Below are 14099 nucleotides of genomic sequence, written 5' to 3'. Positions count from 1 at the left end.
CAGAGAGTTAGTCGGCAGCGACTTCTTCGGCTTCGCCTTCTTCCTCGTAGTACTCGTCGATGAGGTCCTCGTCGATACGGCTGAGGACGTCCTTGGGGAGCATCGAGAGCAGGTCCCAGCCGATATCCAGCGTCGAGTCGATGTCGCGGTCCGTCTCGAAGCCCTGCTCGATGAACTCGTCCTCGAAGCGGTCTGCGAAGTCAAGATACTTGTTGTCGAGGTCTGACAGCGCCTCGCGGCCGACAATGTTCACGAGGTCGCGCTTGTCTTCACCCTCTGCGTAGGCCGCATACAACTGGTCGGACACGTCGCCGTGGTCCCCACGGGTGAGCCCTTCGCCGATACCGTCGTCCATCAGCCGCGAGAGACTGGGCAGGACGTTGACCGGTGGCTTCACACCCTGTGAGTTCAGGTCGGGGTCGACGATAATCTGCCCCTCGGTGATGTATCCGGTCAGGTCCGGAATCGGGTGCGTGATGTCGTTGCTCGGCATCGTCAGGATGGGAATCTGCGTAATCGACCCCTCCTCGCCTTTGATACGACCGGCCCGCTCGTAAATCTGAGCCAGGTCGGTGTACATGTATCCAGGGTAACCACGGCGGCCCGGCACCTCCTCGCGGGCCGCGCCAATCTCGCGCAGGGCCTCACAGTAGTTGGTCATGTCCGTCAGGATGACCAGCACGTGATAGTCCTTGTCGAAGGCGAGGTACTCTGCCGTGGTAAGCGCCAGCCGCGGCGTGACCGTCCGCTCGACTGCGGGGTCGTCTGCGAGGTTCATGAAGACGACCGACCGTTCCAGCGCACCGGTGCGCTCGAAGTCGTCCATGAACTCGTTTGCCTCTTCCTGGGTAATCCCCATCGCGCCGAAGATGACTGCGAACTCGGAGTCGTCCTCGCCGTCGCCCTCTGCTTCTTCTGGGACGGTTGCTTGGCGGGCAATCTGGAGCGCAAGGTCGTTGTGGGGAAGCCCCGACGAGGAGAAGATGGGGAGTTTCTGTCCCCGGACGAGCGTGTTCATACCGTCGATAGCCGAGACGCCCGTCTGGATGAACTCTTCGGGGTACTCCCGCGAGAAGGGATTGATTGCTGCGCCGACGATATCCCGTCGCTCTTCGGGGACGATGTCGGGACCGTCGTCGATGGGACGGCCCGACCCGTCGAGGACGCGACCCAGGAGGTCCTCGGTCACGGGCATCTTCAGCGTCTCGCCGATGAACCGGACCGACGCGTTGCGGTCGATGCCGTCGGTTCCCTCGAACACCTGAATCGAGACGAGCCCGTCGCTCGTTTCCAGTACCTGTCCGCGCTTGGTTTCGCCGCTGGGTGTCTCGATTTCGACGATTTCGTCGTAACCGACCGGCTCGTCGACCTCTGCGAAGACCAGCGGACCGCTGATTTCGGTGATTGTCTTGTACTCTTTCATTGTTAGTACAGCTCCCGGAGTTGTTCCGCGATGTCGTCCTCGATTTCGGAGACGAACTCCTCGACTTCGTCGTCCGGCGTCGTTCCGATACGGTTCAGGCGCGGCGGCGCGTCGATGTCCTGAATCTCCTCGACCGGAACGCCGGCGTCGAGGGCTTCGAAGGCCTCGTCGTTGAACGCCTTGATTCCTTCCAGGATGCGGAAGGTCTTCTCTGGCGGCGAGTAGCGGTCGACGTCGTGCAGGGCGTTCTGCTGGAGCCAGGCCTCACGGAGGTAGCGTGCGACCTCCAGGGTGAGCTGCTGGTCTTCCGGCAGCGCGTCCTTCCCGACGAGTTGGACAATCTCTTGCAGCTCGTCTTCCTCGTCGAGTACGTCGATTGCCCACTGCCGGGTGCTCGACCAGTTCTCGTCGACGTTGTTCTCGAACCACTCGTCGAGCTGGTCTCGGTACAGCGAGTAGGAGTCGTTCCAGTTGATTGCCGGGAAGTGCCGGCGCTCGGCGAGGTCGGAGTCGAGCGCCCAGAATGCCTTGACGATACGCAGCGTGTTCTGGGTGACCGGCTCGGAGAAGTCTCCGCCCGGCGGTGAGACCGCACCGATTGCTGTCACCGACCCTTCGTTGCCGTTGATGGTCTCGTAGTAGCCGGCGCGCTCGTAGAACTCTGCGAGGCGGGCCGCGAGATATGCGGGGTATCCCTCCTCGCCGGGCATCTCCTCCAGCCGCGAGGAAATCTCCCGCATCGCCTCTGCCCACCGCGAGGTGGAGTCGGCCATCAACGCCACGTCGTACCCCATGTCGCGGTAGTACTCCGCGATGGTGATTCCCGTGTAAATGCACGATTCACGTGCTGCAACGGGCATGTTCGACGTGTTGGCGATGAGACAGGTCCGGGCCATCAGCGGGTTCCCGGTCTGTGGGTCCGGCAGCTCCGGGAAGTCGTCGATGACTTCGGTCATCTCGTTGCCGCGCTCGCCACAGCCGATGTAGACGACGATGTCGGCGTCTGCGAACTTCGCCAGCGACTGCTGGGTGACGGTCTTTCCAGAGCCAAAGGGTCCCGGAATCGCCGCCGTCCCGCCTTTCGCGATGGGGAACAGCCCGTCGAGAATGCGCTGTCCGCTGACGAGCGGTTTCGTCGGCGTGTACTTCTCGGCGGCCGGGCGCTGTTTGCGGACCGGCCACTCTTGGCGCATCGAAATCTCGGCGCCGGTGTCGAGTTCGGCGACCGTCTCCTCGACGGTGAAGTTCCCGCTCTCGATGGAGACGACCTCTGCCGTCTCGCCCTCCTCGAGGGCGTCCGGTGGCACCATCACTTTGTGGTCGATACTCTCGGTTTCGGGCACCGTGCCGACAACGTCGCCACGACTCACTTCGTCGCCCTCCTCGAGTTCCGGGGTGAACTCCCAGGTCTTTTCGAGGTCGATACCCGGGGAGTCGACACCACGGTCGAGGAAGGCCGAGCCCATCTTGTCTTCGAGGACATCCAGCGGTCGCTGGACACCATCGTAGATAGTGTCCAGCATACCAGGGCCGAGGTCGACCGACAGGGGTGCACCCGTCGACTCGACCGGCTGGCCCGGCGAGACCCCGGAGGTCTCCTCGTAGACCTGGATGGTCGTAACGTTCCCTTCGATCTCGATAACTTCGCCCATTAGCCCCTCGTGACCGACGTAGACAACGTCGTTCATCCGCGCGTCGAGGTCGACCGCTGTCACGACGGGGCCGCTTACGCTCTCGATGACGCCGTCTTCACGGACGTCCGAATCTGTTGCTTGACTCATGTTAGTCTTCGTCCTCCATCAGGTCGATACCGATTGCTCGTTTGATCTGCTCGCGCAGATTGCCGCTACCTGCACCGCCCCCGAGCGTGACAACCACCGGCTCGACGCTGTTCTCGACATCCTCGCGCACCTCCCGCGAGAGGTGTTCGAGGTCGTCGTCGTGCATGACGACGATGCCAACCTCCTCGTCGGCCATCGTCTCTGCGACAGCGTCGTCGAGTTCCTCGGTTTTCTCGTCGTCGGGGACGTTCGCAAACTTCCGTACGCCGGCCAGCCGGAAGCCGGTTGTGAACTCTGGGCTTCCGACGACGGCGATTTCTTGACTTCCCGCGCTCATGTTACCACCAGCTCGTCTTCGATTTCGTCGGGCGAGAGACCGACCTCTCGACCGCGAGCGATTGCCCGAATGTTCTCTATCTCGCGCTCCTTGGCGAGGACATACGAGAGTGCAGAGCAGATGGACACCGGATACGTGTACGAAAGGGTGTCCGAGTACTCGAGCAGTGCCGAGTCGAGTGCGTGCTCGAACTGGATGAGGCTCTCGGCAGCATCTAGGTCTGCGAGTGCACCCGACAGCTCGTCGCCGTACGTGCTCTCGCGGATGTAGTCGACGAACTCGTCGAAGTTGCCGACCAGCTGCCGGAGTTCGCCCGACTCGAACAGCTTGCCGCCCTCGATGTAGTACTCTTCTGGGTCGAGGTCGGTCCCGGTCCGTGACAGCCGCAGTGCGTTCCGGATGTTCCGGAAGTCGATTTCCGCCTGGAGTACGTCCAGGTACAGTCCTGCCGGCGTGTTCCGGTCGACCATCGTCGTGTCGATGCCATCGAGCAGGTGTTCGTAGAACGTCTTGTCGATGGCATTTTCGAGCGGCACCAGCACGTCACGCTCGTCGAACTCTTCGTATGCCGCGTCGAGTCCCTCTGCGAAGATGGTCTCAGAGAGGAGTTCGACGACTTCCTCGACGGTGCCGGCTGCGGCCATCTGGTCGAGAAGTCCGTCGTCGAACTCGCCGGCGCGGATGTAGTCGGTCGAGATTTCTTCAGCATCCGAGCCCGAGTAGACGCCACGGATAGCAGTCTTTGCGTTCCAGGCGTCGAACTTCCGGAGGTAGTTCGCAATCCTGGTGTACAGCGTCCCCTCGGCCCAGTCGAGCAACTGCTCGAAGTGCTTTGCCAAGTTCTCGTTGAGGGCGTACTCGATGAGGTCGACACCTCGGTGGCGAGCACCGAGTGCGTTCATCTCGGCTTCGTACTCGGTTTCCTCCATGTAGCGAGCGATTTCACCGGTCCCCATCCGGACGAGCTTTCGGTAGTCCTCCTCGCCGAACAGCGCTGCTCTGCGCGCTCTGACGCGGGAGTTGACGTACTCCGGATTCGAGGTACCTGCCTGACTCATTGCTCGAAGAGCATGTCACTAATCTCGCGGAGGTTGTCCTCCCAGACCTCCTCGAGGATCGAGTCGAACGTGTTCTTGATACGAACACGCGACTCGGTGCTTTCGACAACGACACCACCGAGGCAGTCGAACTCGCCGGCGTACTCGAAGCCGTCGTACTCTGCAGCCAGCGACTCGAGCAGCTCCTGGTCCTCAGCTCGGCCGTAGACCTCGACTGTCGCACCGTCGTCGACCTCGGCAGCAGCCGCGTCCAGCAGCGCTCCGGTCAGCTCTCGTCGCTCGTCGTCGGACAGGGATTCGATTTCTGCCTCGACGTCGTCACGAACCGACTGGAGTACGTCACGACGGGCTTCGAGCCGGCTCTGTTTGGCCTCCAGCTTGGCGCTCGACATCCGCTGTTCACGCTCCTGTTCTATCTGGCGCTCCGCGTCGTCCAGAATCTCCGTGCGAATCTCCTCGGCGTCGGCTTCGGCCTCTTCGATTATCTCGTCGGCCTCCGCGTCAGCCTCCTCGCGAATCTCTTCCGCACGCGCGCGGGCTTGCTCTCTAATGTCTTCTACGACGGTATCCAGAGTCATAGGTTTGGTAAGGAGGCGTTACACCACGAAGGTGGCGACGAACGCGATAATGATGAGCGTCTCCGGAAGCGCCGTCAGAATCAGGCCCGGAACCAGGTTGTCGCCATCCTCGGCGACGGCACCCACTGCGGCGGACCCGATGCCTCGCTGTGCGTACCCCGTTGCGAGTGCGGCCAGACCGATCGAGAATGCAGCCGCAGCTTCCTTGGTCAGTGCAGGTGACGATGACAGTACAGCGTTCGACAGGTCAGGTAGTGTTTCGAACATGGTTTTCGTTAGTTGTCAGTAGTGTAGCTTCTGTCGTAACCGAACGGTTGGTAGTTCTTTCCACCGCCTTCATAAAACTTCTCAAAGAACTCGAAGTACTCCAGCCTGATGGCCTGTATAGCCGCTGTGCCACCGATTGCCAAGACGACTATATGTCCCAGCACCAGTACTGGCAGTCCGAGCAACGCACCTTCGAGTCCCAACTGAAGCGGTCCGAGTGTTATCTCTGTCCCCATATTGGCGATGCCGCCGAAGACGACTTCGGCCTCCTCGCCGTGTGGCTCGTATCCTGGGGCGTAATCGTACATGTAGTGGAAGCCTTCCTCGTCGTTGTAGGCTCCCCAGTACAGCAGGTTCACGGCGAGAGCCATCCCGGCTTTCGCCAGCAGCACTGCAGTCAGCCGAGTGTACGACAGCGTGTGTGTAAACGGTGCAACCGCTTCCACAACTTCGAACCACGGCCCCGTGAGCAGTATCACGATGCCGAGCATGAACGCACCAAGCCCAATCCACCCGGCTATCGACGGAAGGCCGGCGAAGCCGAGTTCGAAGGGGTGGCCGTTGAACGTCGCTTCGGTTCCGACGAGGAATGGGGGCTTGCTCCCATCGAAGAGCTTACTGAAGATGAATACCCAGAGGCCGTTCAACATCAGTAGCCACGACCCGGCTTCGACGACTGCCTCCTTTGGGCCGTGAAGCTGGAATTCCTCGATGAAGTTGAAGATGTAGCCGATGTTAATCTGAATCCAGCCAGCGACAACCGCGACTACTAGCCAGGCTTCGGCCCACATCTTGTCGGAGAGTCCCTTCTCGATTGGTGGGTGCGCGCCGAACCACTCGAAGAAGTGCAATCCGAGTATCTCGCCGTACAGGACACCGAACGCCATCGAGAAGACGCCGAGCCAGGCGACGACTTTCCCGAAGTCAACCAGACCTTGTGAGTCGAATTTTCGGATTACTCCGTAGCCAACCGCGCCATAGAGCAGCCCATAGCCGATGTCCCCGATCATAAACCCGAAGAACAACGGGAAGGTCAGGAACAGCGCGATTGTTGGGTCGAACTCCGAGTATTTCGGTCGGTTGACTGCCTTCACCAGCAGTTCGAACGGACCGATGACGTTGGGATTTCGCTGAACGACCGGCGGCTCGTCGTCGACTGTCACGACACCGCCGTCGGTGCCGCCGTCGGTCGCGACCTCCTGCCCGCCGTCGGCCGCGGCCTCCTCGTGGTGGGCCGTATGCCCGCTGCTCGTGTACTCGGCACGCTCGATTTCCTCGATTTCGAGGCGGTCGCCGACCGCCTGGTCGAGTTCGGAGACGAACTGCTCGTATCGTTCTGTGGGCACCCATCCCTCGACGATGAACGAGCGCTCGGTCGTCGCGAATCGAAGCGGAGCTTCGTACTTCTGTGCGTCGACCGAGAGCTTCTCTTCCAGGGCGAGCAGAAACTCGCCGTGTTCGAGCTGTAGCTCCTCGATTTCACTCTCGGTCTGGTCGAGCTTCGTCTCGATTTGCTCGTGTTCGCGCTCGAGTTCCTGAACGTTCGAGGCAGGGTCCCCCGAGGCTTCCGGCACTTCGTAGGCCGTGAATGGGACACCGACAATCGCGTCCTCGAGCGCGCCGTCGCTCTGCTCGCGAGCGAAGATTGCGACACTTTCGTCGCCGCTAAACACGTCGTAGGCGTCGATACCGTCACTCTCCGCGAGGGTTGCCTCGATTGCACCGGCATCACCCTCCCCGACCCGGACGGTCAGGGAGTCGTACCCCCACAGGAGGTCGAGGTCCAGTCCGAGGTCGGCGAACAGCTCCATCTGGTCGAGTTGCTCCTGAATCTCGCGCTGTCTGCCCCGAAGTTCGTCGCGTCTGTCGTCGAGTTCGTTAATCTCGGTCCGGATTTCCTCGAGCTTTTCCTCCGCGTTGTCGAGGTTGACGCTTCCTGTCGCGCCAATGTCGTCTCCGGAGATATCGAGCGTGCTCTCGATTGCCCGGACGGTCACGAGCATACTCGAAGTTTCGTCGGCACCTTCGAGTGAGTCACCTGGTTCGAACCCGTCCCAGGACCCATCGTAGTCCGTGATGTGGACCAGGTGCAGGTCGTGCATCGTCTCGATGACCTCGTCCATGACGGACTTCGCGCCGGTCACCGAGACTTTGGACATCTGCTCAGGTCTGAGCATGTACCGCCTCCGTGAACAGTTCGACCGTGTGTTCTATCACCTCTTCTACGTGCTGTTGGGCTGCCTCCTCCAGCTCGTCGCGTTCCGACTCGCCCGCTTCGATGACTTCCTCGCGCTCGGCGTCGATTTCTTCTCGGGCCGTTTCGATTCGCTGCTCGGCCTCTTCTCTCGCTTCTGCTCTGGCCTCCTCGCGAATCTCCTCGGCCCGCTCTCGCGCCTCGTCAACGCGCTCGCGGGCCTCGGCTTCGGCCTCCTCGATTATCTCGTCGGCCTCTGCTTCGGACTCTTTGATTTGTCGTAACACCTCTTGGTTGGGCATTCCTCAATCGTCTGAGTGTAACAAGAATGCCTATTTGGTAGTTGCGAAATGGTTTTTGCGTGGTATCTGCACGCACACGTCTCTGACACGCTGGTCCACGCCCGACTTCGCCAGATTATTAGAGACGGGCGCCAACTACCTAACGATGGGTATTCTCGAAAACAAACAGCGCGCTCGGCTGTTTTACCGGTACCTCTCGCAAGTCTACGACCGCATCAACCCCTTCATCTGGAACGAAGAGATGCGGGACGAGGCAATCGAGATGCTCGACATCCAGCCCGGAGATTCGGTACTCGACGTCGGCTGTGGTACCGGCTTCGCGACCGAAGGGCTGATTCAGCAGACAGACAACGTCTACGGTCTCGACCAGAGCGCCCACCAGCTCGACAAGGCATACCAGAAGTTCGGCAAGCGAGGGCCGGTCAAGTTCCACATGGGCGACGCGGAGCGACTGCCCTTCGCTGACGACCGATTCGACATCGTCTGGTCGTCTGGCTCTATCGAGTATTGGCCTAACCCGGTGACGGCACTCGAAGAGTTACGCCGTGTCGGCAAACCCGGCGGAAAGGTTCTCGTCGTCGGTCCCGACTACCCGGACTCGACGCTATTCCAGAAGGCCGCCGACGCAATCATGCTCTTTTACGACGAGGCCGAGGCAGACCGGATGTTCCGTGAGGCTGGCTTCGAGCAGTTCGGACATACGATTCAGCAGGCCTCTCCGAACAGCCCACGGGCTATCACGACACTTGCTCACATCTCGGAGGCGTAACTCCCTCAGGTCGCGGTCGTCTCTACTTCGAGGAGCGTTCTATTCCCCGAAAAGAGAGTAACCGAGACCGTCGCCCCGCTCGTTATCTCCGGTGCATTCGTCGACGCTACGGCGAAACTGGTCTGTTCCCCGGCCTGCAATCGATTCGAGCTTGCAGGGTTGAACGCTCCCTCTGGTCCGCTACGGAACCCCTTGGCCGCAAAAAACGGAACTGGCGGCTGGTAATCAAGTGGGTCACCGTCGACTGATACCTTCACCTTGAGCGTCGAGATATCGAGAGGTTCACCGCCGCGATGTACGAGTTCGATTCTGTCTGCCGAAGCGTCGGCCGTGAGGTCGAGAGATGCGGTCGGCCCGGGGGGAGAGAGGTCGACGGCCGTCGCTCCGAGCAGTGTCGCCGACAGCACTATCGTCACCGCGAGGAGCGTGACGACACCGACGACAGGACTTACCGCCCGTGGCATACACTCCGGTGGTGTCGCTATCGTATTTGAACGTTCGCTGGACTGTCACGCTGTGAGGCATCGTGGTCGGCTGTCACTCGGGGAAAATCGCGACCGAGACTTCCTGGCCGGTGTCTGTCCTCGCCGTTATCTCGAACGAGCCGGCCGGCTGTACCGTGTAGAAGTCGCCGCCTGAAGACAGGGTCTTGACCGGTTGTTCGTCGATAGAAACTGTGATATTATTGTATATCACGTCCTCGGTCTCGATGACTTCGATCAGCATCGGCCCGGTGGGGTTCGTCACCTGGACGTCGAGTCTGAGTCCATCGTTGGTCGTCTGCGTGAAATCGGTCACCGGCACTGCGAACGGATTCTTCTCGTGGACCTCGTAGAACGGATTTGTCGTTGCGCCATCGAGGTACGTTCGCAGTGTTCCGTGTGTGTGACTCGCTGTGAGCCGGTACACCGACGAGTTGCCGAACCCTCTGAGCGTCGGATTAAATACGTCACTGACCGTCCACGGATAGAGGCTCTGAGCCCGGTTGAACGCGTCTTCTGCCTCAGAGGCGCCGCCGCTGCCGAACTGCTCTGGTGCGTCCCTCTCGTGTTCGCCCAGCAACATTGCCTCCCTGATATAGCTGTCTCCCTCGACCGAGGCCAGTATTAGGGATTGATTTCCCGCCTGCACGTACATGGTGCCTGTATCGGCTGTCGACAGGTGGCCCTCGATCTGTGAAAGTATTGCCGACGGAAGTAGCGAGGAATCTCCTTCGATATTTGAGTACTGCCGGGAGAATCCTTCCGAAATCGACGTGCCCTGTACGACATCCGTGATATCTCGGTACTGCTCAGCGGTGACGCCGAGGCGGACGACCTCTCTGAACAGTTGCGTCCCGTCGATTTCACCGCTGCTATACTGCCGGTAGAGTTGGTGTCTCTGTTGTTCAAGCGACAGAGTACTGCTCTCGATTTCCTGCAGTAGCTGACGGTGGAAGGCAGCCTTGTCGTCGCTATCGGCTAACTGCTGCTGGACGATACGCTTTCGCTGTTCTCCCTGAAGCCGAAGTGCATCCCCTTGGACAGCACCTGCGACATCTAGCGACGCTGATTCGTACTGCTCTTGTCGAACGTCTGCTTGGTCGAGCGAGAGGTAGTTACTCGAATTACTCACCTCGACGACGTGAGCAGAACTGTTCGTGAGCTGGCTCGACTCCCAGAGCGGCTCGTCGACGCTAGCTGTAGCGATCGCTCCTCCCGCCAACAGGAGGGTGCCCGCACAGAATAACAGCAACAGCCTGGAGGGACGCGACATATTAGTGACGTATTGCCGGCGGGTATATAAAAAGGTCGCGGAGAGATACCACAACAGCACCATCCACAGCGAGCGGTGCTGTGTGGATTGTATTCACTCTCCGTCCGTGAGGAGCGTCTAGACAGTTTATACAGCGCCCTAACGTTTCATAGAAAAGGTTTTCTGGTGTGAGGGGCAATAGGCCGATACATGCCCGAGCCGTCTCGTGATGCTCTCCGCTTGGTCCCTGCTCTCTGTCTTGGCACTGTCGTGGTGGTCGCTCTCTGTGCGTTCGCTACCGGTGTGGGCGGTGCGTCTCCGTCCGTCTACTCGCCGGACAGCACGGCTCCACCAGACAGTGTCCAGCCACCACAGCCGAACGTTGCGGTGAACACGAGTATTATCGAGACGAACACCACGTTTGTGGTCGAACTCCAGACCGATGGAAGCGCTCGGTGGGAAGTGACAGAGCGTTTCAACCTCTCCACGCAGCGCCAGCAACAGGTATTTAGCGACCTCGCGGCGGAGTTCGAATCCGGTTCTGTCGAGGGGAGAGACCTCGGATTCGGTGCGTTTGAGCGCGCTAGCGAACTAATCGATGCAGAAACCGACCGAGACGTTCGAATCGTCAACCCACAACGTGTGAGCAGAGTCGGCGACGACCTAGGGGAGCTGACTCTCTCGTTTACCTGGGAAAATTTTGCCCGCGTGAAGGATAACAAGCTCTATCTCGACGACGTCTTCGAGACAGAGGCTGGGCTCTGGTTCCAAGGACTTGGCCCGAACCAGACGCTCAGAATCGAAGCACCCGAAGGGCTGGGATTCGACGACGCGGAGATTATCCCCGACCGGGGGGCACTGCGCTGGCAGGGACCGGCGTCGTTCTCGAACGAGACGCTGCAGGCGGTTATCGGACTCGGGACCGGTGGTACCGAAACGACGCCGACTGTAACGCCGACAGCTACAGCGACACCAGGAGGAACCGGCCCGGCAACCCCTGGCGGCAGTGACGGCACACTCTCGGTTGGACAGGTTGCTCTCGCTTTCGCGGTGTTCGGCGCGGTTGGTGTCCTGTTCGTCGGCGTGATGATGGCCGTCGGTCCCGAACGCGTGCGAGAAGCTGTGGCCGAACTCGGAACCAGCGAAACAGAACCATCCCAGGATGCGACTGAAGAGTCGTCTGTCGAAGAGTCAGCGCCTGCCACAGCGGCTACCCAGGAGGTTGACCTTGAGCTACTGAGCGACGAGGAACGGGTCGAACGCCTGCTCGAAGAGAACGGTGGACGAATGAAGCAAGCGACCATCGTCAAAGAGACTGGCTGGTCGAACGCGAAGGTATCCCAACTCCTCTCCTCGATGGATGAGGAAGACCGCATCGACAAGCTCCGCATCGGCCGAGAGAACCTCATCTCGTTCCCCGACGAGGACATCACCGATATCGGCGACAAGTAAACAGACCTCCTGTTTTCAGTTCATACCATTACACAAAACAGGGCATTTGTACGTCCTCGGCCGTGAGATACTACTGCGACAAACTCTCCAGGGGTTTACGAGCGAACTAACAACGTTTATGCGGAGCCGGTTCTCATATGTTGGTGTATGAAAATCCTCGTGACAGTATCGGAAGTCGCCGAGGCCGACGACGAGTTCGAGATCGACGGCCTCAGCATCGACGACCGCTACCTGACCTACGACCTCAACGAGTGGGACGATTACGCCATCGAGGAGGCAGTACAAATAAGCGAGTCTCACGACGACGTAGAGGTTGTTACGGTGACGGTCGGCCCGGAGCGCGCCGAGGAAACGATTCGCCAGGGACTGGCGAAAGGTGCCGACCGCGCTGTCCGTGTCTGGGACGACAAACTCGACGACGTTGAGTTGGTCGACTCCGCGACGAAGGCCCGCCTGCTCGCTGGCGTTGCCCGTGAGGAAGACCCCGACCTCGTTTTGTCGGGTGTTCAGACGGCCGATATGGCCTTTGGCTCGACTGGCGTCGCACTGGCGTCGGAGCTCGGCTACGAGTGGGGCGCAGTTGTCAACCAGCTAGACCTCGAAGACGATGTCGCCTCGGTCCATCGCGAGCTTGAAGGTGGTGTCGAGGAACTGACCGAGGTCGAACTGCCAGCGGTGTTGACCATCCAGACCGGTATCAACGAGCCACGATATGCGAGCCTGCGTGGCATCCGGCAGGCACAGTCCAAGCCGCTCGATGTCAAGTCGCCTGCAGACCTCGGCGTCGAACTGGACCAGTCGGTCCTCTCGCTGACTTCGCTCGAAGAGCCCGAGACCGAGAGCGATGTCGACCTCTTCGAAGGGAGCGCCGACGACACCGCCGAAGAGCTTGCAACGCTGCTTCGCGAGAAGGGGGTGGAAGCATGAGTGACGTTCTCGCAGTCACCGAACACCGACGCGGCGACCTCCGCGACGAGAGTTTCGAACTCATCACCGCGGGGCGCGAACTCGCTGACGGGAGCGATGGCGACCTCCACCTGGCCGTAATCAGCGGCGACGTAGACGACTTCGCCGACGAGCTGAACCGCGAGGGTGTCGACGCGATTCACACCGTCGACCGCGGCGAGGAGTTCAACCACGACATCTACAGGCAGGTCACCGAGCAGCTTGCCGACGAAATCGACGCACAGTACATCGTCGCGCCCCACAGCGTCAACGGGCTCGACTACGCACCGGCCGTTGCCCAGACGCTCGGTTACCCACTGGTGACTGATATTGTCGACGCAGACGCCGAGGGTGGCCTGTCTGTCACGAGAGAGCTATACAACGGAAAGACCGAAGCGGATGTCGAAGTCGACAGCGAGCGTGCGTTCGTGACCGTCCGACCGGGCGAGTGGGACGCCACAGAAGGCGATGGCTCTGCAACGGTCGAGGCGTTCGATGCTGCCATCGACGAGGAACAGGTCCGCTCGACGGTCACCGGCTTCGAAGAGGTCGGGGCCGGCGACGTCGATATCTCGGAGGCCGAAGTGCTCGTCTCAGTCGGTCGTGGTATCGAGGAAGAGGACAACCTCGACATCATCTTCGACCTCGCTGAGGCACTCGACGCGACGGTCTCGTCGTCCCGACCGATTGTCGACAACGGCTGGCTTCCACAGGACCGCCAGGTTGGCCAGTCGGGCAAGAAAGTCACGCCCGAGGTATACATCGCCGTCGGTATCTCTGGGGCAGTCCAGCACGTCGCAGGCATGAAAGGCGCAGAAACCATCATCGCCATCAACAACGACCCGAGCGCCCCGATTTACGATATCGCTGATTACGGTATCGTCGACGACCTCTTCGATGTCGTGCCAGCGCTAACCGAGCAGTTCGAGTAACTACCGCCGCTTTGCGAGTTCTTCTCTGAGGTCGTCGACGGTCACGTCATGCATGGCGAGCAAGACGAGCATGTGGTAGACGATGTCGGCGGCCTCGTGTGCAAGTTCTTCGTCGTCGCCGTCTTTTGCTGCCAAGACGAGTTCTGTCGATTCCTCTCCGAGTTTCTCTAGCACTGCGTTTTCGCCTTTCTCGTGTGTAAACAGCGAGGCAGTGTAGGAGTCCTCGGGAAGGTTCTCCTTTCGGTCTTCGATGACGTCGAACACCTCGTCGAGAACGTCGTCGGTCATGGCTGTTCGTTGCTGTCCCAGCCCTTTATCGCGTCGATA

Annotated in this window: 15 protein-coding genes; 4 read left to right on the top strand and 11 right to left on the bottom strand. The window is 60.3% G+C overall.

Going from position 1 to position 14099, the window contains the following annotated elements; all coding sequences use genetic code 11:
* Positions 1-7: 7 nt before the first annotated feature.
* From BLR34_RS03920 to ahaH, 8 genes are read right to left on the bottom strand one after another with little or no spacing between them, the layout of a single operon-like run.
* Positions 8-1423, bottom strand: coding sequence for a V-type ATP synthase subunit B (locus BLR34_RS03920; RefSeq protein ID WP_092699656.1), 1416 nt, complete (start codon positions 1421-1423; stop codon positions 8-10).
* A 2-nt stretch (positions 1424-1425) separates the two neighbouring features.
* The gene (locus BLR34_RS03915; RefSeq protein ID WP_092699654.1) at positions 1426-3204 is read right to left on the bottom strand and encodes an ATP synthase subunit A; all 1779 of its coding nucleotides are present in this window, start codon (positions 3202-3204) and stop codon (positions 1426-1428) included.
* Position 3205: 1 nt separating this feature from the next.
* Positions 3206-3541: a V-type ATP synthase subunit F gene (locus BLR34_RS03910; protein ID WP_092699652.1), complete on the bottom strand. Its 336-nt coding sequence runs from the start codon at positions 3539-3541 to the stop codon at positions 3206-3208.
* Positions 3538-4599, bottom strand: coding sequence for a V-type ATP synthase subunit C (locus BLR34_RS03905; protein WP_092699650.1), 1062 nt, complete (start codon positions 4597-4599; stop codon positions 3538-3540). Before BLR34_RS03905 ends, BLR34_RS03910 begins: the two co-directional genes overlap by 4 nt.
* Positions 4596-5177: a V-type ATP synthase subunit E gene (locus BLR34_RS03900; RefSeq protein WP_092699648.1), complete on the bottom strand. Its 582-nt coding sequence runs from the start codon at positions 5175-5177 to the stop codon at positions 4596-4598. The genes BLR34_RS03905 and BLR34_RS03900 overlap by 4 nt, the downstream gene beginning before the upstream one ends.
* 18 nt (positions 5178-5195) lie before the next feature.
* Positions 5196-5444 carry a hypothetical protein gene (locus tag BLR34_RS03895; protein WP_092699646.1) on the bottom strand — a complete coding sequence of 83 codons (249 nt, stop codon included), beginning with the start codon at positions 5442-5444 and terminating at the stop codon, positions 5196-5198.
* A gap of 8 nt (positions 5445-5452) precedes the next feature.
* Positions 5453-7621, bottom strand: a complete 2169-nt coding sequence (locus tag BLR34_RS03890) for a V-type ATP synthase subunit I (protein WP_092699644.1) — start codon at positions 7619-7621, stop codon at positions 5453-5455.
* Entirely contained in the window at positions 7608-7940 is a 333-nt protein-coding gene (gene ahaH, locus BLR34_RS03885; RefSeq protein ID WP_092699642.1) for an ATP synthase archaeal subunit H, read from the bottom strand. The genes BLR34_RS03890 and ahaH overlap by 14 nt, the downstream gene beginning before the upstream one ends.
* Before the next feature lie 145 nt (positions 7941-8085).
* Here ahaH and BLR34_RS03880 point away from each other — a divergent pair, with 145 nt between their 5' ends.
* Positions 8086-8709: a methyltransferase domain-containing protein gene (locus BLR34_RS03880; RefSeq protein ID WP_092699640.1), complete on the top strand. Its 624-nt coding sequence runs from the start codon at positions 8086-8088 to the stop codon at positions 8707-8709.
* 5 nt (positions 8710-8714) lie between these two features.
* On the opposite strand, the gene BLR34_RS03875 is transcribed toward BLR34_RS03880, so the two are convergent.
* Positions 8715-9173 (bottom strand): type IV pilin domain-containing protein, encoded by a 459-nt coding sequence (locus BLR34_RS03875; protein WP_092699639.1) that lies wholly within the window; start codon positions 9171-9173, stop codon positions 8715-8717.
* A 73-nt stretch (positions 9174-9246) separates the two neighbouring features.
* Complete coding sequence (locus tag BLR34_RS03870; protein ID WP_092699637.1) at positions 9247-10464, bottom strand: DUF7094 domain-containing protein; 1218 nt, start codon at positions 10462-10464, stop codon at positions 9247-9249.
* 189 nt (positions 10465-10653) lie between these two features.
* Between BLR34_RS03870 and BLR34_RS03865 the strand changes: the two genes are divergently transcribed.
* The 3 genes from BLR34_RS03865 to BLR34_RS03855 all read left to right on the top strand — a co-directional run bounded on the left by BLR34_RS03865 (position 10654) and on the right by BLR34_RS03855 (position 13772).
* A complete protein-coding gene (locus tag BLR34_RS03865) occupies positions 10654-11895 on the top strand; it encodes a helix-turn-helix transcriptional regulator (RefSeq protein WP_092699635.1) in 1242 nt (413 codons plus the stop codon).
* Positions 11896-12042: 147 nt separating this feature from the next.
* A complete protein-coding gene (locus BLR34_RS03860; RefSeq protein ID WP_092699633.1) occupies positions 12043-12822 on the top strand; it encodes an electron transfer flavoprotein subunit beta/FixA family protein in 780 nt (259 codons plus the stop codon).
* On the top strand, positions 12819-13772 hold the full coding sequence (locus tag BLR34_RS03855; RefSeq protein ID WP_092699631.1) for an electron transfer flavoprotein subunit alpha/FixB family protein: 954 nt from the start codon (positions 12819-12821) through the stop codon (positions 13770-13772). The genes BLR34_RS03860 and BLR34_RS03855 overlap by 4 nt, the downstream gene beginning before the upstream one ends.
* Here BLR34_RS03855 and hisE read toward each other — a convergent pair whose 3' ends face one another.
* Positions 13773-14060, bottom strand: a complete 288-nt coding sequence (hisE, locus tag BLR34_RS03850) for a phosphoribosyl-ATP diphosphatase (RefSeq protein ID WP_092699629.1) — start codon at positions 14058-14060, stop codon at positions 13773-13775.
* Positions 14061-14099 lie beyond the last annotated feature (39 nt).

This window comes from Halovenus aranensis (assembly GCF_900100385.1).
Lineage (GTDB): Archaea > Halobacteriota > Halobacteria > Halobacteriales > Haloarculaceae > Halovenus > Halovenus aranensis.
This window is presented reverse-complemented; position numbering and strand designations above follow the sequence as displayed.